Annotated in this window: 20 protein-coding genes and 1 tRNA gene; 6 read left to right on the top strand and 15 right to left on the bottom strand. The window is 37.9% G+C overall.

The genetic code is table 11. The features are described 5' to 3' along the window. Positions 1-76 precede the first annotated feature (76 nt). Positions 77-841 (bottom strand): type I methionyl aminopeptidase, encoded by a 765-nt coding sequence (gene map / locus IGI79_RS04290; protein ID WP_019722607.1) that lies wholly within the window; start codon positions 839-841, stop codon positions 77-79. A gap of 162 nt (positions 842-1,003) precedes the next feature. On the opposite strand from map, the gene IGI79_RS04285 reads away from it, so the two are divergent. Then, positions 1,004-1,447: a flavodoxin gene (locus tag IGI79_RS04285; protein WP_010735952.1), complete on the top strand. Its 444-nt coding sequence runs from the start codon at positions 1,004-1,006 to the stop codon at positions 1,445-1,447. A gap of 113 nt (positions 1,448-1,560) precedes the next feature. Here the strand turns inward: IGI79_RS04285 and IGI79_RS04280 are convergent, their stop codons facing one another. Then, complete coding sequence (locus IGI79_RS04280; RefSeq protein ID WP_010735953.1) at positions 1,561-2,130, bottom strand: TetR/AcrR family transcriptional regulator; 570 nt, start codon at positions 2,128-2,130, stop codon at positions 1,561-1,563. 260 nt (positions 2,131-2,390) lie between these two features. Here IGI79_RS04280 and IGI79_RS04275 point away from each other — a divergent pair, with 260 nt between their 5' ends. After that, positions 2,391-3,623, top strand: coding sequence for an aminopeptidase (locus tag IGI79_RS04275; protein WP_065095678.1), 1,233 nt, complete (start codon positions 2,391-2,393; stop codon positions 3,621-3,623). A 60-nt stretch (positions 3,624-3,683) separates the two neighbouring features. On the opposite strand, the gene IGI79_RS04270 is transcribed toward IGI79_RS04275, so the two are convergent. Further along, positions 3,684-3,848 (bottom strand): hypothetical protein, encoded by a 165-nt coding sequence (locus tag IGI79_RS04270; RefSeq protein ID WP_010735955.1) that lies wholly within the window; start codon positions 3,846-3,848, stop codon positions 3,684-3,686. Positions 3,849-3,970: 122 nt separating this feature from the next. Here IGI79_RS04270 and IGI79_RS04265 point away from each other — a divergent pair. After that, positions 3,971-4,044, top strand: a tRNA-Arg gene (locus tag IGI79_RS04265). 291 nt (positions 4,045-4,335) lie between these two features. Here IGI79_RS04265 and IGI79_RS04260 read toward each other — a convergent pair. The 12 genes from IGI79_RS04260 to sfsA form a co-directional block, all read right to left on the bottom strand. Continuing rightward, positions 4,336-4,614: a zinc ribbon domain-containing protein gene (locus IGI79_RS04260; RefSeq protein ID WP_019722905.1), complete on the bottom strand. Its 279-nt coding sequence runs from the start codon at positions 4,612-4,614 to the stop codon at positions 4,336-4,338. Positions 4,615-4,648: 34 nt separating this feature from the next. Further along, the gene (locus tag IGI79_RS04255; RefSeq protein ID WP_019722906.1) at positions 4,649-5,827 is read right to left on the bottom strand and encodes a GNAT family N-acetyltransferase; all 1,179 of its coding nucleotides are present in this window, start codon (positions 5,825-5,827) and stop codon (positions 4,649-4,651) included. A gap of 260 nt (positions 5,828-6,087) precedes the next feature. Then, on the bottom strand, positions 6,088-6,501 hold the full coding sequence (locus IGI79_RS04250; protein ID WP_010735958.1) for a DUF3284 domain-containing protein: 414 nt from the start codon (positions 6,499-6,501) through the stop codon (positions 6,088-6,090). Continuing rightward, positions 6,501-6,683, bottom strand: coding sequence for a DUF3188 domain-containing protein (locus tag IGI79_RS04245; protein ID WP_010735959.1), 183 nt, complete (start codon positions 6,681-6,683; stop codon positions 6,501-6,503). The genes IGI79_RS04250 and IGI79_RS04245 overlap by 1 nt, the downstream gene beginning before the upstream one ends. Before the next feature lie 23 nt (positions 6,684-6,706). After that, positions 6,707-6,928: a hypothetical protein gene (locus tag IGI79_RS04240; RefSeq protein ID WP_019722908.1), complete on the bottom strand. Its 222-nt coding sequence runs from the start codon at positions 6,926-6,928 to the stop codon at positions 6,707-6,709. Between the two features lie 107 nt (positions 6,929-7,035). Then, entirely contained in the window at positions 7,036-8,496 is a 1,461-nt protein-coding gene (locus IGI79_RS04235) for a PTS sugar transporter subunit IIC (protein WP_010735961.1), read from the bottom strand. Positions 8,497-8,605: 109 nt separating this feature from the next. Next, complete coding sequence (locus IGI79_RS04230) at positions 8,606-8,926, bottom strand: PTS lactose/cellobiose transporter subunit IIA (RefSeq protein ID WP_019722909.1); 321 nt, start codon at positions 8,924-8,926, stop codon at positions 8,606-8,608. A gap of 26 nt (positions 8,927-8,952) precedes the next feature. Continuing rightward, complete coding sequence (locus IGI79_RS04225; RefSeq protein ID WP_010735963.1) at positions 8,953-9,270, bottom strand: PTS sugar transporter subunit IIB; 318 nt, start codon at positions 9,268-9,270, stop codon at positions 8,953-8,955. A 151-nt stretch (positions 9,271-9,421) separates the two neighbouring features. Beyond that, a complete protein-coding gene (locus tag IGI79_RS04220) occupies positions 9,422-12,124 on the bottom strand; it encodes a sigma 54-interacting transcriptional regulator (protein ID WP_019722910.1) in 2,703 nt (900 codons plus the stop codon). A gap of 62 nt (positions 12,125-12,186) precedes the next feature. Beyond that, a complete protein-coding gene (locus tag IGI79_RS04215; RefSeq protein WP_019722911.1) occupies positions 12,187-13,464 on the bottom strand; it encodes a DEAD/DEAH box helicase in 1,278 nt (425 codons plus the stop codon). Then, positions 13,464-14,477, bottom strand: a complete 1,014-nt coding sequence (locus IGI79_RS04210; protein WP_010735966.1) for a Gfo/Idh/MocA family protein — start codon at positions 14,475-14,477, stop codon at positions 13,464-13,466. Before IGI79_RS04210 ends, IGI79_RS04215 begins: the two co-directional genes overlap by 1 nt. Positions 14,478-14,492: 15 nt before the next feature. Then, entirely contained in the window at positions 14,493-15,221 is a 729-nt protein-coding gene (sfsA, locus tag IGI79_RS04205; protein ID WP_019722912.1) for a DNA/RNA nuclease SfsA, read from the bottom strand. 173 nt (positions 15,222-15,394) lie between these two features. On the opposite strand from sfsA, the gene IGI79_RS04200 reads away from it, so the two are divergent. The 3 genes from IGI79_RS04200 to zwf all read left to right on the top strand — a co-directional run bounded on the left by IGI79_RS04200 (position 15,395) and on the right by zwf (position 18,304). Next, complete coding sequence (locus IGI79_RS04200; RefSeq protein WP_019722913.1) at positions 15,395-15,739, top strand: DUF4828 domain-containing protein; 345 nt, start codon at positions 15,395-15,397, stop codon at positions 15,737-15,739. Positions 15,740-16,118: 379 nt separating this feature from the next. After that, positions 16,119-16,766 carry a metal-dependent transcriptional regulator gene (locus tag IGI79_RS04195; protein WP_010735969.1) on the top strand — a complete coding sequence of 216 codons (648 nt, stop codon included), beginning with the start codon at positions 16,119-16,121 and terminating at the stop codon, positions 16,764-16,766. Positions 16,767-16,780: 14 nt separating this feature from the next. Then, positions 16,781-18,304 carry a glucose-6-phosphate dehydrogenase gene (gene zwf, locus IGI79_RS04190; RefSeq protein ID WP_029593992.1) on the top strand — a complete coding sequence of 508 codons (1,524 nt, stop codon included), beginning with the start codon at positions 16,781-16,783 and terminating at the stop codon, positions 18,302-18,304. Positions 18,305-18,315 lie beyond the last annotated feature (11 nt).

Genomic DNA, 18,315 nt, shown 5'->3' with positions numbered 1-18,315 from the left:
TATTTGAAGAAGAAGGTCATCCACAACTTTCTCCATTTAATTAAACAGTTTGCAAACTGTTCGTTGAAAGAAGAACTTAATAAGTTCCTTCTTCACCTTGAGAAGTCAAGATTCTTGGACCATCTTTGGTGATAGCCAATGTGTGTTCATATTGGCAAGATAATCCACCATCTCTGGTATAAGCTGTCCAACCATTTGGGTCCATTTTCATTTTCCATGTTCCTGTATTGACCATTGGCTCGATCGTAATGACCATACCTTCTTTTAAACGTAATCCTTTACCTGGTTCACCATAGTGAGGAATAGTTGGTTCTTCATGGATCGTTGGTCCTACCCCATGTCCAACAAAGTCTCGTACGATTCCTAGATTTTCTCCTTCGACGTACGTTTGGATCGCATGACCAATATCCCCAATACGATTACCAACTTGCGCTTGCTCAATGCCGATATATAGTGCTTTTTTTGTCACTTCCATCAATCGATCAATTTCAGGTGTAGATTCACCCACCACATATGCCCAGCAAGAATCAGAGATCCCGCCTTTTAAGTCAATACACATATCCACTTTCACTAAGTCGCCACTTTTAAGTGGTTTTTTCCGAGGAAAACCATGACAGATCTCATCATTGATACTGATACACGTCGCATATTCATATCCTTCAAATCCAATTTGGGCAGCGACTCCGCCATGACTTTCGATATAATTACGTACAAATACTTCGATATCCCAACTAGTTACTCCTGGTTTAATGAAGTCTCGCAGATTTTTATGGACATCTGCTAATAATGCACCAGACTCTGCCATTGCTTCGATCTCACGTGCTGATTTTAATGTTATCATCTATTCTCGTCTCCTTTTTACAAATCCTTTTTATTTTAACATAGTAGGAAGTATTTAGCCAAATCCCATAGTACCTTTATAAATCTCGCTTCCTTTTTCTCAAACTTTTGGTATAATTGGTAGTTGTTGAAATGCTATTCATTAAAATTTAGGAGGCGCCTTATGGCTTTAGCAAAAATCGTTTATGCAAGTATGACTGGTAACACGGAAGAAATCGCCGATATTGTTGCAGAGGCTCTGGAAAATATGGATATCGATGTTGAAATCAATGAATGCACACAAGTAGATGCAGAAGACTTTCAAGAAGCAGATATTTGCGTAGTTGCTACTTATACATACGATGACGGTGATCTACCGGACGAAATCGTTGATTTTTATGAAGATTTACAAGAACTTGAATTACCTGGAAAAATCTACGGTGTGTGTGGCTCTGGAGATACTTTCTATGATGAGTTTTGTAAGTCAGTGGACGATTTTGATGCTGCCTTTGCAAAAACTGGTGCTGTTAAAGGTGCCGAAAGCGTGAAAGTTGATTTAAACGCTGAGGAAGAAGATATTGAAAATCTTGAAGCGTTCGCAAAATCTCTTGTATCCATGTTATCTTAATCACAAAAAGAAGGATGTGTTTACCACATCCTTCTTTTTATTTAGAAGCATTACGTTTTGTAAATCAAGGCATTACTATCAAATGGGGTCGATCAATTTTTCAAATAAGCAGATCAGTCTACTTCAATCGGATCTTTTAAGCTTAAAATGGCATTGATGCTGTCTTGGATCATCTTTTCGATTTGTGTATCCGTCGGATGGATGATATTCGATGACATCAAAGCTGCGATACCTGTTGCAATGATCCAAGTCCCATTGTGAAGCGAGACTAGTTTATCATCTGACAAGTCCATGTATTTTGGATCTTCTTTCACTACGTCCATAAAGTAATTATAGGAGAAATTTTGCATCTCTCTTCCGCCGCCATACTCTTCCAAGTAAAGTGAGCTATATAATTTCTTTTCACGATTTGCGAAATGGATGTAATTCAACGCTAGATCGACAATCGTATTGCCGGTATGTTCTACAGGAAAGACTTCGTATTTTAGATAATCGTAGATTTGCTCAAATAGCGCGTGTTTCAAATCATCCATATTTTTAAACTCTAGATAGATTGGTTGAGTAGAACAGTTCATTTTATTTGCAATGTTTCTCGCAGTGAATTTTGAAAATCCTTCATTGGCAGCAACTTCATAGGCGGCTGCCAAAATCTGCTCCTTTGTTATCGTTTTTTTTCTTGCCATAATTTTCTAATCTCCTTGAAATTTTTTATAACGCTTCCACCATTGATTAATACTATTGTACCATTTTTTTTCAATAAGCAAAACTTGTTTTTTTATTTTTTACAAATTTTTCTGTCATTATACTCGGATATCAACGCTTTTTTGTGTTTTCTAATTAAAAACAAATGATTATTTTATCAGATGTTTATTTGTTTCACTTCTAATAAAATGTTATCATACAATGAGGAATTACAAAAAATACGATGAGGAGGAATTTAATTATGTTAGCTGATTTTAATGTTAATTTAAAAAAATACGCCCGTTTAATTGCAGAAACAGGGGTCAATGTATCGAAAGGGCACACAGTAGTCTTACAAATCAATGTAGAGCAAGCGGAATTAGCCCGATTGATCACGAAAGAGGCTTACCAATTAGGTGCAGATGAGGTGATCGTTCAATGGACAGATGATGTCATTCAAAAAGAATTTTTGGCTCACGCTGCAGATGATCGAATCTCTACAGTTCCACAATATAAAATCGATCAAGCAGATGATTGGATTGAAAAAGGTGCGAGCAGAATCAGCGTTGTTTCTTCTGATCCAGATGCATTCGCAGGAGTTGACAATGATCGTGTAGCCACTTATCAATCAGCAGTTGGAAAAGCATTGATGAATCTAAGAAAAGCGACACAATCAAATAAAGTAAGTTGGACAGTTGTCGCAGCTGCTGGGAAACAGTGGGCAGCAAAAGTATTCCCTGATTTACCAGAGGAAGAACAAGTCGACGCATTATGGGATGAGATTTTCAAAACGACTCGCATTTATGAATCTGATCCTGTAATTGCTTGGAAAAATCACGATGAAAAACTAGCGACAAAAGCAGAAGAATTGAACAAAGAACAATTTACAGCTTTACATTATACTGCCCCAGGGACAGATATCGTAATTGGCTTGCCGAAAAATCACTTGTGGGAAGGCGCTGGAAGCTATAATGCTCGTGATGAAAAATTCATGGCAAACATGCCAACAGAAGAAGTCTTCACCGCACCTGATAGTCATCGCGTTGATGGGTATATCTCAAGTACGAAACCTTTAAGTTATGCAGGAACGACCATTACTGGAATGAAATTTACATTTAAAGACGGTAAAGTCGTTGATTTTTCAGCGGAACAAGGACAAGAAGTCTTGGCAAAACTACTAGATACCGATGAAGGTGCACGTCGTTTAGGCGAAGTTGCTCTAGTTCCTGATCCTTCACCGATTTCACAATCTGGTATCATTTTCTATAACACATTATTCGACGAAAATGCTTCAAACCATTTAGCACTTGGTTCAGCCTATGCGTTTAGTGTGCAAGGGGGAACAGAAATGACCGATGAAGAATTGGCAGCTGCTGGTTTAAATCGAAGCCAGACGCATGTGGATTTCATGGTTGGTTCAGATAAAATGGATATTGATGGTATCCGCGAAGATGGCTCACGCGTACCGATCTTCAGAAATGGCGACTGGGCGTAATAATAAAACAAAAAAAGATCTGGAAATCTCAGATCTTTTTTTGTTTTTCCATAGATATGTTTATAATAAATCTTCTTTTTTAGTAAACGTAAATTTGCGACTTTCTTTTTCTACAGGTTTTTCTTCTTCGTGTTTTTGGATTGCCTCTTTCGTAATTTCTTCACGTTCTCTTTTTGCTTCATCTAAACGTTCTGCAATTACTTCTTCTTTTGGCTTATCAGACATAATCAAAACCCCCTTTATCACCCTCATTCTACCACTCAGGATTCCTTTATTGGAAACGTTTTGCTCTAAAAATCAGCTTGCATGTATGCCTTCAAAGCGCTAAAATAATAGTATTGATGCTTGTTCCTGTAGCTCAGTAGGATAGAGCGATCGCCTCCTAAGCGATAGGTCGCTGGTTCGATTCCAGTCAGGAACGTCTTAAACTTATCATGAGTTTGTGATAGTGATGTTCAGCTCCGAGAAATAAGCCCGCTCCCCAGAAATTTGTTCTTGTATTTTGGGGGACGGGCTTATTTCTTATGGACACTGTTTATTCAGTTTTAATAATCATGAGATCCCTCAAGTCACAATCCCCTATTATATTTCTGCTCTTTAAAAAATAGCGACAAAAGTAAAATCCCATTTTTTACTTATTACCAAATACATTATATGAAGTCATTTTATTCGATAATGAGGTAGCATCCATCTTTTGCTATTGGAATAAACTTTATTGATGTTTCCACCTTTTTAAATCTGGGAAAAAGTGATGCATGAATTCCCGTGCTTCTTCCTTTGTCTTGCCTTGTTCTTTCAGCATGCCTGATTCATTCATGTGCTTGACACTCTCTTCAATCATTTCATCCATTGTACAATCAGTTAAAAATGCGCCATCTTTGTAGCAGTAAATGCAATATTCTTCACTCTTGCTATTGTTTTTGTTTGTCCCTAAAATCTCAACTGAATCAAGTGGCATCCCACAACTTTGACAATACGTCATTGCTTCCATTTCTATGCTCCTCCTATCATCTGATTGTCTTCACTCAGAAATAATCATTGAGAATTGGTTGTTGGTTAGGCAGTGCTTGACTAAGTTCAGCCACCAATGCGCCTTCTACTTTGATTTTTTCATGGAAATTAAGCTCTTCAACTGTTTGATATCCTAACAATAATTGTGTCAAGCTTTGAATCGTTCCACTGACCACAGGTAATTCTGTCTGTTGGACTTTCTTTACTTCAAGTACTCCATTGACATAAGAAATATCAAAAAATCCTTCGTTCCATTTTGCATACGGATCTTCTGTCACATGGATAGAAAAGTTGATTGCATGTCGGAATGGATAAGTCTGCATAAATTTCTCAACATCTACGATTCTCCCCATCATATAAGGCGTGATCGTGGTTTTAGCAAATGGATTATCCAATAAATAATTTTTACTGTAGCCAGAAAAACCACATGTATACTCAAACGAATCAAATGCGCCACTATGTGAACCAACGAAACGCATCAATCCTTTCAATGCTTCATGATTCAGATAACCCATTTCGACGATGATAAATGTAGGGGCGGCTAATTTATAAACGACATATCCTGTAGCATTCCCCTCACGGTCGTAATACAGTGCATATTGATTCTCTTTTCGTTGTTTAAACTTGTAGGAATACCACCATTCTTCTCGGACCAAACCGCCTCGCGTACTCTCCGGCATATTTGTATAAATGGATCGTATGGCATCCACTGATTCTTCAAAACTTGTCCGTTTCATATAACCAGTTGTTTTCTTTACAGCTGGCATATCACGGCTCGCCAACTCATAGCTGATTCGATCAAATAATTGTTCGTAGCCATAGCGACGATAAAAAGGATAAGAAAATGGTGCTAGATAAGACAGCGTGACATTTCTTTCTCGACAGTCTTCAAGGATTTTTTCCATGATTCGATTGATACCGCCCTGCCCTCGCGCTTCAGGATAGGAAGCAACGTATCCAATCCCAGCCATCAAGTAATTTTTTCCATAGAAATCCACTGAAAAAGGTGTGGCCATTACTTGACTTGTCAAATGGCCCTCTGGATCTAAAAAGCCGTAGTTCCATGAATTCTCAACAATCATTTTAAATCGTTCACGTCGTTCGTCTGTATCTTGTGAATTAAAAGCATAGGTTGCTAAAGCGTACATTTCTTCTAGCGCTTGGTTCCCTAATTCTTTTATAACATTCGTCATACTTTCCCTTCTCCCTTTAAATATCTATACCAATTGTACTATTATTTTCTTTATAATAGCAAGCGGACCTTCATTACTTTCACAAAGTAGTATCTCTCAAAAAATGATTTACAAAAAATAGCGCTAAAAAGCCAAAATAGAACAAACGATTTTGGTTTTTAGCGCTTCGTTTTTTTGATCCAAACGTTGTTTCCACAACTTATTCTCATTTTGACCATTAGTTATCCTCTTGGATGGACGATTTGATTTACCATCCTCTTTTAATAGGATTCTTCAATCATCCCTAGCATCTTTTTAAAACGTCTCTTTTTAAAATACATCAACATCGTTCCTAAGATCATATCATTCATTTTCTGCAACATACCATGTGATTCCATTTGTTCCGTATAGTGGACTTCACACGATTTTTCATCAATTGGTTTGATTTGATAATGAACGACAAAATCATTTTTAGTCGTTGAGGTACGAAATTTATAAGATTGGTTATCAATGACTTCCTCAATGATAATGCGTGCACGATTATTTTGAGAGAATTGTTTGACGTATTCAAGATTCTTTAATTGTTTGCGTGTCACTGATTTCCCAGTGGCTTTGCGGACATCAAAAAGAACAGAATCCATCACTTTATCATAGAAAAACGATGCCGGAATGTTTAGTGTTTTAATTATTTCCATTAGTTCTTTTTCTCCTTTGCTTCTTCTTTTTTCTTACCTTTTAAAAAGAAGTAAATCCCTAGTCCTGCAAAAAACAACCCAGTGACCATACTATAAATGTCATATTGTTGTGTTCCCGGATTTAAACTATATAGTATGATCAGTGAACCAATACTACACAAAAACAATCCATTTTTTATCATTTGAACCACCCTTATCTTGTTTCTTAGACTGCTGCTGCTTGGAAATATAATACCGTGCCCCATGGTTGAGCTTTGATCAATTCTTTTGCTGTTTTGGCAGCTGCTTCTTTATCTTCTGCACTTGTTTCAAAGAATAATTTGATTCCTTGTTTTTCTTTGAATGTAAAGGTCACGCCTTCTTCATTGTATCCTTCTAATAATTCTTTGATTGCATCTTGTTGCATAGCACTAGCGATTGAAATCATTTGTTCTCCTCTTTTCTTTTTTATTGATTACTTTTAGTTTTACTCGAATGAAGCGAGGGCTAGGGATTTGACGGATCGTCATCGCCCATAGCCCCTACTTCAACTGATTATTTAGGTTCCCCTGCTGCTGGATCCATTTTATTTGCTGACATCACAAATGGTGCCCAGATCAGGAAGGTCACGACCATACATACTAATGTGACAATCGGCGCCCGCCAGTCTGCCCCTGTTGCAAGGAACGATAGCAAGAACGGTGGGACGACCCAAGTCACTTGTTGGGATACCGGTGCGACTAATCCTAGATAAGTAGCTACCCAACCAATCGTTGTCGCAACAACTGGCGCAACCAAGAATGGGATAAACATGATCGCATTCAAGACGATTGGTAAACCAAACATCACTGGTTCATTGATATTGAAGATACCAGGTCCAATCGAAAGTTTTGCTACAGTCAAGTAGTCTGCACGTTTTGATAATAGTAAGATAGCAATCAATAGAACGATTGTTCCACCTGATCCACCAAACCATGCAAACGCATCAAATGAGCCACGTACCCACATGTAAGCTTTACCATCTTCAATCGCATCTAATACTGCAGGTGTTCCTGTTTTGCCATTGTAACCTTTTTGGAAGATATCGATGTTGATCAATTGTGCTTGACCCCAAATACCTTCTAATACTGGTGCTAATACGTTCGGACCATGGATACCAAAGAACCAGAAAATCTGAACGAAGATCGTAACGATTAATACAGCACCAATACCTTGTGATAAGCCTAAGAAAGGTTCTGCAATATATTTTTGTACTAAATCAATGATCAGTTGACCATCTGCCACACGTCCAACAACATAATTAATGATAGCGATGACATATAATGAAATCGTTGCTGGTAGGATTGCTGCAAATGCTTTAGAAACTGCGGGTGGTACTGAGTCAGGCATTTTGATCGTGATATTAGCAAGCATCAATTTACAGAAAATGATAACAGAGATTGCACCCATGATCATTACTGTAAAGTAGGCGTTACCGTTTAAATGATCTAATTTCAACCATCCCCACAAACCAACTGATAGAGTGCCATCAGCAATCGTTGCCCCAATTTCCGAGCCATTGATCGCATCTGCCACATTTTGTGGAACATTGACATTCAATGCAGCTGATAATGACGGGCCAAAAGCGATTCCTTGGATCAGTGTTGCTAAACCAACGATCCCTCCTGCTAAATCATTCACGCCATATGCACGGGCTAAATTATATCCCCATGAAAAGGCAAAGATCAGTCCGGCGATTGCTAAGGTACCATTCCAAACGAACCCATTGATGCCGATGATCACATTCAATACAGCAAAAAAACCTTTGTCTGCTGCTAAGCTGTCAGCATACGTACTAATAAATTGCTGTGGTAAATCACGAATAATTGCGTTGATCATTACAGCTACTGATCCAGCCATCGTTGCAGGCATCGTACCGATAAAAGCGTCACGCAATGCCACTAAGTGCTTTTGCGCGCCGATTCTTCCGGCAACTGGAAGGATGTATTTTTCCATCCAACTTGTTAATCCATTCATTATTACTTCCTCCTATAAGTTTTTATATAAAGAATAACTCCTTATACCAAATTAAAAAAATCCGTTCAAAAATTTTTTTCTTCTTCCGTTCAAAAAAGAAGTGTTTTGGTTATTCAACGTAAGTTCTACGATATAAATCAATGATTTCTTTTGCAAGGTCTGTAAATGCGATCGATGTCATCAAGTGATCTTGACTATGCACAGTCAACAGCGTTACTTGCATATGATTTCCTTGTGCTTCTTGCGTGAGCATTTGAGTTTGTGAATGATGTGCTTCTACCAGAGAGGCTTCAGCATCGCGTATTTTTTTCTCCGCTAAATCAAAATCTCCTTTTTTTGCCGCAGAAATCGCTTCCATTGCATCGCTTTTTGCATTTCCACCATACATGATCAATCCCATGATGGCTTCTAGATTTTGTTGATCTTCCACTATTCTACCTCCAGCTTCACGATTGATTATTTCATTAATTTTTCAGCTTGTTCAAGTACTTTTGCACCGTTCATCATGCCATAATCTTGCATATTGATAACATCCAATGGAATTCCTTTTGGCGCTAATTTTTGTTCAAATTGTGCTTTCATAAAGCGAACTTGTGGACCTAATAATAGAACATCTACATTTTTTGATTCAAGGTTATTGTCAGCATCTGAAGCTGAAACCGCAAAGATATCTGCTTCCATTCCTTTTTCTTCTGCTGCTTTTTGCATTTTTGTTACTAATAAACTTGTACTCATTCCTGCAGAACATACTAACATGATTGTTTTTTTCTCCATTTTTTCCACTCCTTTAAATTTGGTTTTACACTATAACTATAATGCAAGAAGCATGCCAAACACTAAACAGCTAAAATAGCGTTTTCATAACACTAATCAAACAAACACAGTGTACACACTAATAGTTAGTGTGTACACTGTGTAATTTCAATCATTTTTTTATTTTATTTTCTATAAACATTTGTGTGATAAAAGCAATTTCATGTTCTGGGATTTTCACACCATATTTACGTTCGATCCCGATCAAATTCGTTCGAACAATATCCATTTCTAAGCGATACATTTTTGCAAAAATGGGGAAATCATCAAATGTACGCAATTTTTCATGTTTGATTAGACCATCAATCAAAAAAGCAACATGGATCACGATACCCGTATCCACACCTGGTTCAACGATGATCGATAAGTCTGTTTGGATTTGTTGGATCGCTTTTTGCAAAGCTTGAATCAAACGCTCAACAGATGATATCGCATTCAATGAATCTTTTAATGAATCAACAATTTTTGCTGTCGGAACTTCGTCATCTGCGATACGTTTCAATGTATTGAGTTTTTCATCATCGAATACGTCATAGGCAGAAAAGAATGGGATATTTTGATAATCTACCTCAACAGTTCCGGCAATCGCCTTGATTTCATATTCTTCCAATAACGCATCAATGTGGCGTTTAAATGATTCACGTTCCAAAAACTGCATTTGGATCACTTCAACTTTATCCTGATTGATAACGGGCACAATTCGTTGATACAGTTTTGCTGCCACACCTTCTCCAGTAAAACAAGTCACGATCACTGCTTTTTTCCGTTCGTTCATTTCCTGCTTTTCGATTTTAAATTGATCTTTGACAATCGATTCAAAAGACATTTGGATACTTTGGTAGATATCTTCTAAGCTTCTACCAACATTTGCCATCCGGATTGCTTCGATGACGATCATGGTACTGGTCATTGTGATTGCTTTTGTACGTATCCCCGTCTCTTCATAGATCAAATCGCTGAATGTGTTCAGTGAACCCATATCAGTCAGTAAAATCAACCCATTTGTTAAATTGCTTTGACGATTCTTTACATATTTCAATACTTCTTCGTACATGGATTGAACTTCCATCTCTAATGGCATATTGAACGCTTGACCGATCGTTGTTCCGAGTAAAGCTTGCGCCATCTCCAACATACTTGAAGCGGTTTGTCGCCCGTGCATCAAGACTAACACGTCGACTTTATTTTCTTTGACTGGTTCACTTTCTCCGAGGTTGATCGATAAAAACATACTGATAAAGCCAATTTCATCAAATGGTATCTCTACTTGTTGATCTTCTTCAATGATCGTAGACAAATCGATTGCAACTTGAAATTCTTTTTTGAACTTCTTTCGTATATTATTCAAGTCTGGATGAACGATCATATGTCCATCTTTCACACGATCCAACGTACTTTGCAAATGTAAGGCAAAGGCAAAGCGTGCTTTTTGGTTATAGATTCGGTCTAGTCGTTTCTCAGCAACATCGTATAGCTCATTTGTCAAACGCCAGATGTCTTCTGGAAGTAAATCTTTAGGAATCGTACTTTTCGTCAATTCTTTGACATACGTTTGAAAATAGGCATCAACATCTTTCGAGATCAACGCCTCAAGATCAATATTTTCGCCACCCGTTTCAGAAAGCGACATCACCTTTTCTTCAATATCATTGTACACTTGCATATTTCTTTCTGGGTCCCGAGACCAAACCACATCAGCGAATCCTGGCTCAAATGTCAAATATTGACTCTTACTATCCATGAAGCGATCTAATCGTTCAGGGACTTCTTTGATTCGTAATAATCCTTTTTGGACTTGCAGGGATAACTCTTCTTTTCGAATAACTAATTTTTCTTCTTGGTGCATACGATAATGAAGAAATGACTTAGCACAGACTAATTTCAGGTCACGTTTCACTTGCCCGATATTTCCCTCTGCGTCGTATAACATAAAAGCTAAAATCGCTTCTTTTTCAATATCGATCCGCTGATTCAAGCGATTCGCTTCTTGCTTGATAAACAAGGAAATGATTTCATACCGCTCATCTAATGAACGAGAGGCCAGATTTGGCAAAGTGATTGCCATCGGTATCCTGCGGTTAAATGTCGTCAAAAAACTTTCAGATGATTCTGTCGTTGCTCCGATGATCTGAACAGACGCCTCATGGACTTGTGCGCTCTCCCCTAATGGGCGATAAACGCCTTTGTCGATAAACGTGAAGAGCATCTCTTGCCCTTCTGGAGGTAAGCGATGGATCTCATCTAAAAATAAGATCCCCCCATCTGCTTTAGCCATCAAACCTTGGCTATCTTGTGTTGCACCTGTATAAGCACCTTTTTTTATTCCGAAGATATGTCCAAACAACAACTGTGGGTTTTGCGCATAATCTGCACAATTAAATGAAATAAATGGGGCATCTGGAGAAAGCATTTCCGAATCGATTGCAAAATGGTACATACATTCAGCAAACATCGATTTCCCTGTTCCTGTCTCCCCAAAAATAATCGTATGCAATCCTCTTGGCGGATATAAAATCGCTGCTTTAGCCTGTTGGATACTTACTTTTAATGATTCATTCTCCCCTACTAGGGTTTCAAAAGTGACTTGTGTAGAAGCGTCCACATGAACTTTATCTGAAGCTGTTTTTTTGGGAGGCATAGAATAAACTACAGGTCTGCCAGTGCTTTTCACGATGTAATGCGCTTTATATAAATCACTTAGATAACGACTTGCATTACTACGATCAATCTCTAATTGCTTCGCAACATCCGTTGCTGTCAATCCTTGATGATTTTCCGTAAGTAAATCCAAGATTTCTTCCTGTCTTTCGTTCATGCTAACTCTCCTTTAACCAAACGACCTGTTTCCATTTTCAATATAATAACACAAAAAGGCGCTTATTTGCGCCTTGCTCCTTTATTTTTATCTTTTTTATGCTTGTTTTTGTGTTTTGTTTTAGGAGAAGAAGCAACTTTTTTTGTAACTGTTTCACTTGCTTCTTTTTTTCCTAATTCTTTCTTTTTTGGGAGCATTTTTGTTGGGGCTTTTTCAGGAGCTTCTGTCTGTAAGCCTCCCCCATAAATAAATAATTCAGTGAGTTCTGTTTCTGTTTGTCGAGCCATTTTTTTTAAGTCTCTTAGTGTATGTTCATTCACAAAGGTGATGACTTGTCCTTCTTGCCCCATTCGACCAGTTCTACCTGCACGATGCAAATATGATTCTTCTGTCATTGGAACGTCGACATTGACAACATAAGGCAGTTCCGCGATATCTAGCCCACGAGCAGCTACATCCGTTGATAACAACATGCTGATTTTGCCTTCTTTGAATTGATTCAATGCCGCTTTTCGTAACAGCTTGTTTTGGTCAGATGCTAAACTCGCCACGCGGATTCCTCGATAACTCATTTTTTCTTCCATCATGCCTAACTCACTCAACTGGTTGAAAAAAACAAGAGCTTGGAAACCTTCTACATGGGCTAGTCTTCTTAAATAATCTTCTGTTTTTCGTGCCGGGACACGAATGAAGTAGTGACTAAGTCCTTTTCTTGAATCATCCATTTTAGTGACATCGATGACTTTCAGCGATTGTTTAGTCAACGCTTCGATTTGCTCGATCGAACGATCGGCTGTAGCTGAAAAGAAAGCTAATTGATAGTCTGTTGGTGCTTGATGCATGATTTGATCGATAAATGGTCGATTTCCTTCATCAAACAGCTGATCCGCCTCATCAAATACGATTGTTTGGATTTGATGAGCCTTTATTTTTTTTTGTTTCATCAACTCTAATACACGACCTGGTGTGCCTACCAATACTTCCGGTTTCTTTTTTAGTCCTTCGATTTGGCGTTTGACATTTGCGCCGCCCACAACAGATTGGACAGAGATTGCTAAATCTTTTGCCCATTCACGGGTGACCTCAGCAACTTGGATCGCCAATTCTTGCGAAGAAGCAAGGATCAATAGGGTACTTGCCTCTCCTTTTTTCACATTCAATAGTAACGGCCATAGATAAGCTAAGGTCTTACCTGAACCGGTTGGAGAAACAGCAATTAAGCTTTTACCTTCTTTTAAGTCAGTGAATACTTCTTGTTGGATAAACGATGGGACAGTGAACCCTTTTTCTTCCCATTTGTTTTGCCAATTAGTTGGAAAATGTTTTACAAAATCAGTCATTACTCAGTTCCCTCTTTATCTGCATCGAATTCGATCCCACCACTGATTCGCAAATCATAAACGACTTGATTCACGTTTCGTGCAAGTTCGACCCATTCTTCATACTGTAATCCCCATTGTGGATCTTTAGGGTTCATGATCACATTCGCAAAATCTTCTGCCTCTTCACTCATTGGATTTTCAGAAGCTACGATCTCTAATTTTTCAATTTGTTCGTGGTTACGATCATGGTACTCTGCTTGCTCAATTGCATTGACGCCATTCATGATCACTGTTCCACTATCAAAATAAATCTCGGAAGGTAGATATGAATCACCAATTTTGCCCGGTTGGATTGCTACATCAAAAGTAGCATAGCGCAAGATCCCCCAACCTAATCCATCAACACCTGTAGCTATTTTTCTAGGGAAATAATGGACTTCTTGCGGCTTGCCAAACCAACCTACAGCTGCGTAGACAAGGTAAACGCCGAGATCCATCATTGCTCCACCTGAAAAACGCGGAGAGAAAATATTCGGTTCTTCCCCATCTAATACTTGATCATAACGAGAAGAATATTTCATATAGCTGAAATTTGCGCCAATGATCTCATCTTTCAAAGGTAAAAATTCTGCAATTTTTTTAAACCCAGCTTCATGGATATTTCGCGCGGCTTCAAAGAAAAAGACTTTCTCTTGGTTTGCCAAATGAATGATCTCTTCCATTTCTTTTGGTGTACTAAATGCCGGTTTTTCTACAATCACATTTTTTCCTGCCAAAATTGCTTGCTTCGCATGCTGAAAATGCAAACTATTTGGCGAAGCAATATAGACCGTATCCATGTGTTCTAACTCAAAAAAAACAGTTAAATCTGTTGCGAATGCGATATCGCCTTCATATTCTGCGCCAAATTGTTGCGCTTTTTCTAAATGTCTTGAATAAACAGCTGTTAGTTCATACTTACGTGTCGCTAATGCTGCTTGAACAAATTGATGGGTAATCCAATTTGTACCGATTATACCTAAATGGATCATCTTTACGCCTTCTTTCTATAAATTAGGATCTTCAAAAACTGTATTTAGGTCAAATGGGATTGCTTGTTTCAATACCACTTGTTTTTCTGTTACTTGACAATTATATACGATTACTTGAACACCTGCTTGTTGAGCAAAACGAAAAGCAGTAGCTAATTCTGGTTGCATCTGTTCATGGATCGTTGCTTGATGCAAGTGTTCAAATTGTGCAATAAAAAGAATATAGGTCTCATAGCCTTCTTGATGCGCGCGGATCAATTCATTGACGTGTTTAAGTCCACGAATGGTCGGTGCATCGGGAAAAGCACCTATTGCTTTGTTTTCCAGGGTCATCCCTTTGACCTCTACAAATGCTTTTTGACCGCAACTTGTTTCTAAATAAATATCGAATTTAGACTTTCCAAAGGTCACTTCACGTTTGTAGAACTCAATATCACCATTTAAATTTGGTAAGTGGATCGTCCCATCTAAAATTCCATCAATCGCTAATCGGTTTGGTAACTGACTATCGATATTGAACCACTGCTGCTCTTTTTTTACAGCAATTAGATCATAGGCAGTTTTACGTTTTGTTCCAGGAATGTGTACTAACGCCACCTCTGCACCAGGAAGCAACAACTCTTTGCCTCTACCTGTATTCTTAACATGAGTTTTGACTACTTCTCCTTTTTTGTTCAAACAAAAAGCAATAAAGCGATTTGGTCGTTCAATGAAGTAAGCAATTTCAACATCTTGGTAGTCCAATAGTCATCACCTGTCTCCCTACTACTGTATCCTACCATATTTTTACTAAAAACACTTGAAAAACCAGTCGAAAGTCTTAGAGAAATCATGCACTTTCTTTAGTAAACTATAAGAAAAGGAACAATAAGCAAAATATGCTTTTATCATAAATGAAGACAAAGGAGTGGAAAAAAATGAAAAAAAGAATCATCTATATCCTACTTGCCGGTATCGCAACACTTGCTGGAAAAAAAGTACTCGATCATAAAAAGAAAGAAGCACAGGTCGATCATTTGAATAAATACTGTGGAACTTGGTCATTTACGGATACCAGCCAAACACACCATGAACTGACCATCCATTCTGATTATTCTTTTTGGCTTGATGACCGTTCTTTAGGAACACTATTAGTCGAAGTAACCTCCGAAAAATTGATTGTTAGAGATCAGTACGGCTTTTACCTAACGTTTTCTTACAACGACATGTTACTGTACGATGAAGCAATTGATTCCGCTTATTTATTATCAAAAAAATCATGATTATCCTAGCTTAGTAGATGTTACACTGCCAATCACTTCATTAACGTACTTCTTTTTTATAAAAACGAGACAAAGGGTTTAGAAAATTGCTGTTTTCTAAACCTTTTGTCTCGTTTTACAAGTTTCATCCATGCAATTTCCTCTAGGTCACAACGATCGAACAAATTATGCTATGATAAGAGCAAAGTACTTTTTAATTAGCGGCTATTTGATCACTACACATCTCAAACAACTACTTAGAAAGATGGACAAACGATGGCATACGAAAAATAAAAAAACCGACATTTCCGTCCTATTTTTTTCTCATAAAATAGTCAATTTGTGTTTTTTTTGTTACACTTACAAGTGATGGTTTCTTACCATGAAAGGATGATCGCATATGACACCAAACCGAGAAGATTATTTAAAAATCATTCTGGAATTAGGCGGTGACACAACAAAAGTCAATAATAAACAAATCGTTTCTAGCCTAGCAGTGTCACCTGCTTCAGTAAGCGAAATGATTTCTAAACTCGTTAAAGAAAAACTAGTCGAACACTCTCCTTACCAAGGTGTACAATTGACTGATAGCGGACTGATAAAAGCAAGTAGCCTGATACGTAAACATCGGTTATGGGAAGTTTTTTTAGTCGAACATTTAGATTACAACTGGAATGAGGTTCATGACGATGCTGAGGTCCTTGAGCATGTGACTTCTGAACAGCTTGCGGATCATTTAGAAAGTTATTTAAATCATCCTAAACATTGCCCACATGGAGGCATTATCCCTAAAAAGGAACAGGTTGTCCATGAAGAGCGTCGTCAAACACTGGAATCCTACCCAGTCGGTACCAAAATTCGGATTGCTCGTGTCCTTGATGAAAAGGAATTATTAGACTATTTAGTCACAATCGATGTCAATATTGATGAAACTTATGAAATTACTGATGTAGCGGCCTATGAAGGACCAATCACCATCCAAAATAAAACTAAAAAAATTCCTGTCAGCTTTAAAGCCGCCAGTACAATTTTTGTTGATAAACTGTAAAGGAGATTACCCAAATAATGAATGAAAAAAACGTATTATTTACTATATTTGGCGGTACAGGAGATTTAGCACAACGTAAATTGTATCCTTCCCTTTTTCGTTTATACAAAAAGGGCAACTTGAGCGAACATTTTGCTGTGATCGGTACAGCACGTCGTCCTTGGAGTGATGAACACTATCGTGAAGTGGTTAAAGGAACAATCGAAACATTGAATCCTTCTGCCGAAGAAGCCGAACGATTTGCTAGCCATTTTTATTACCAATCTCATGATGTCAATGATTCTTCTCATTACCAAACATTAAAAGAATTATCTGATCGTTTAGATGAAAAATACCACTTGAATGGTAATCGAATGTACTATTTAGCCATGGCTCCACAATTTTTCGGTACGATCGTTTCACATTTGAAATCTCAGAAAATCATCACTGAAACTGGCTTCAATCGATTGATTATCGAAAAACCTTTTGGTTCTGATTTCCATTCAGCCTTTGAATTGAATGAAAAAATTCGACAAGTCTTTCCAGAAGACGATATTTTCCGTATTGACCATTATTTAGGTAAAGAAATGATCCAAAATATCTCTGCGATTCGCTTTGCCAATAATATTTTTGAGTCTCAATGGAACAATCGTTACATTGACAACATCCAAATCACTTTTGGTGAGAGTTTAGGTGTTGAAGATCGTGGCGGCTACTATGACCACAGTGGTGCGTTAAAAGATATGGTCCAAAATCATATCCTTCAAGTATTAGCATTACTTGCGATGGAACCACCCGTTGCCTTTTCCGAAAAAGAAATCCGATCAGAAAAAATCAAAGCGTTAAAAGCGATTCGTATTTATGAAAAAAAAGAAGTCTTAGAAAATTTTGTACGTGGGCAATATGCTGCAGGTCAACTAGATGGCCAGACATTCAAAGGCTATCGTGAAGAAGACAACGTTGATCCAGAATCAACAACTGAAACATTTGTTGCTGGAAAATTCACGATCGATAATTTCCGTTGGTCTGGCGTACCGTTTTATGTACGTACTGGGAAACGTCTTACTGAAAAAGGTACACGAATCAATATTGTCTTTAAACAAGTACCTGTCAATGTATTTAAAACATCGATCGACGAACCTTGTAATGATCCAACGTTACCACCAAATGTTTTGACTATCTATATTCAACCAACAGAAGGTTTTTCATTTACATTAAATGGAAAAAAAGTTGGTCAGGGTTTTGCAACAGATCCAATCAAATTGGAATATCGCAATAGTGCTGAAATGGTCGAAAATAGTCCTGAAGCCTATGAAAAGCTTATGTTAGATGCGTTGAATGGCGATAGCACAAACTTCTCTCACTGGGAAGAAGTCGCACAATCTTGGCACATCGTTGATGTGATCCGCCAAGTTTGGGATCAAGTACAACCAGATTTCCCAAATTACAAAGCTGGTTCTATGGGGCCTGAAGCAGCATTCGAGCTTTTAGAAAAAGACGGGTTCGAATGGATCTGGCAACCAGATCATTGGTACCGTGAACGTGGAAAATTGGATTAGTCACCAATCAC

This window comes from Enterococcus sp. AZ084, from assembly GCF_051714905.1.
GTDB lineage: Bacteria > Bacillota > Bacilli > Lactobacillales > Enterococcaceae > Enterococcus_B > Enterococcus_B pernyi.
Note: the sequence above shows the minus strand (reverse complement) of the source record. Positions and strands in the feature narration are given on the sequence as shown.

Bases quoted from the DNA above. Each gene is read 5' to 3' on its own strand.
- IGI79_RS04225 (WP_010735963.1), bottom strand. From the start codon at position 9,270: ATGGAGAAAAAAACAATCATGTTAGTATGTTCTGCAGGAATGAGTACA.
- IGI79_RS04280 (WP_010735953.1), bottom strand. From the start codon at position 2,130: ATGGCAAGAAAAAAAACGATAACAAAGGAGCAGATTTTGGCAGCCGCC.
- IGI79_RS04260 (WP_019722905.1), bottom strand. From the start codon at position 4,614: ATGGAAGCAATGACGTATTGTCAAAGTTGTGGGATGCCACTTGATTCA.
- IGI79_RS04215 (WP_019722911.1), bottom strand. From the start codon at position 13,464: ATGACTGATTTTGTAAAACATTTTCCAACTAATTGGCAAAACAAATGG.
- IGI79_RS04285 (WP_010735952.1), top strand. From the start codon at position 1,004: ATGGCTTTAGCAAAAATCGTTTATGCAAGTATGACTGGTAACACGGAA.
- IGI79_RS04220 (WP_019722910.1), bottom strand. From the start codon at position 12,124: ATGAACGAAAGACAGGAAGAAATCTTGGATTTACTTACGGAAAATCAT.
- IGI79_RS04245 (WP_010735959.1), bottom strand. From the start codon at position 6,683: ATGATAAAAAATGGATTGTTTTTGTGTAGTATTGGTTCACTGATCATA.
- IGI79_RS04255 (WP_019722906.1), bottom strand. From the start codon at position 5,827: ATGACGAATGTTATAAAAGAATTAGGGAACCAAGCGCTAGAAGAAATG.
- IGI79_RS04235 (WP_010735961.1), bottom strand. From the start codon at position 8,496: ATGAATGGATTAACAAGTTGGATGGAAAAATACATCCTTCCAGTTGCC.
- map (WP_019722607.1), bottom strand. From the start codon at position 841: ATGATAACATTAAAATCAGCACGTGAGATCGAAGCAATGGCAGAGTCT.
- IGI79_RS04210 (WP_010735966.1), bottom strand. From the start codon at position 14,477: ATGATCCATTTAGGTATAATCGGTACAAATTGGATTACCCATCAATTT.
- IGI79_RS04275 (WP_065095678.1), top strand. From the start codon at position 2,391: ATGTTAGCTGATTTTAATGTTAATTTAAAAAAATACGCCCGTTTAATT.
- IGI79_RS04270 (WP_010735955.1), bottom strand. From the start codon at position 3,848: ATGTCTGATAAGCCAAAAGAAGAAGTAATTGCAGAACGTTTAGATGAA.
- IGI79_RS04240 (WP_019722908.1), bottom strand. From the start codon at position 6,928: ATGATTTCAATCGCTAGTGCTATGCAACAAGATGCAATCAAAGAATTA.
- IGI79_RS04200 (WP_019722913.1), top strand. From the start codon at position 15,395: ATGAAAAAAAGAATCATCTATATCCTACTTGCCGGTATCGCAACACTT.
- IGI79_RS04195 (WP_010735969.1), top strand. From the start codon at position 16,119: ATGACACCAAACCGAGAAGATTATTTAAAAATCATTCTGGAATTAGGC.
- IGI79_RS04250 (WP_010735958.1), bottom strand. From the start codon at position 6,501: ATGGAAATAATTAAAACACTAAACATTCCGGCATCGTTTTTCTATGAT.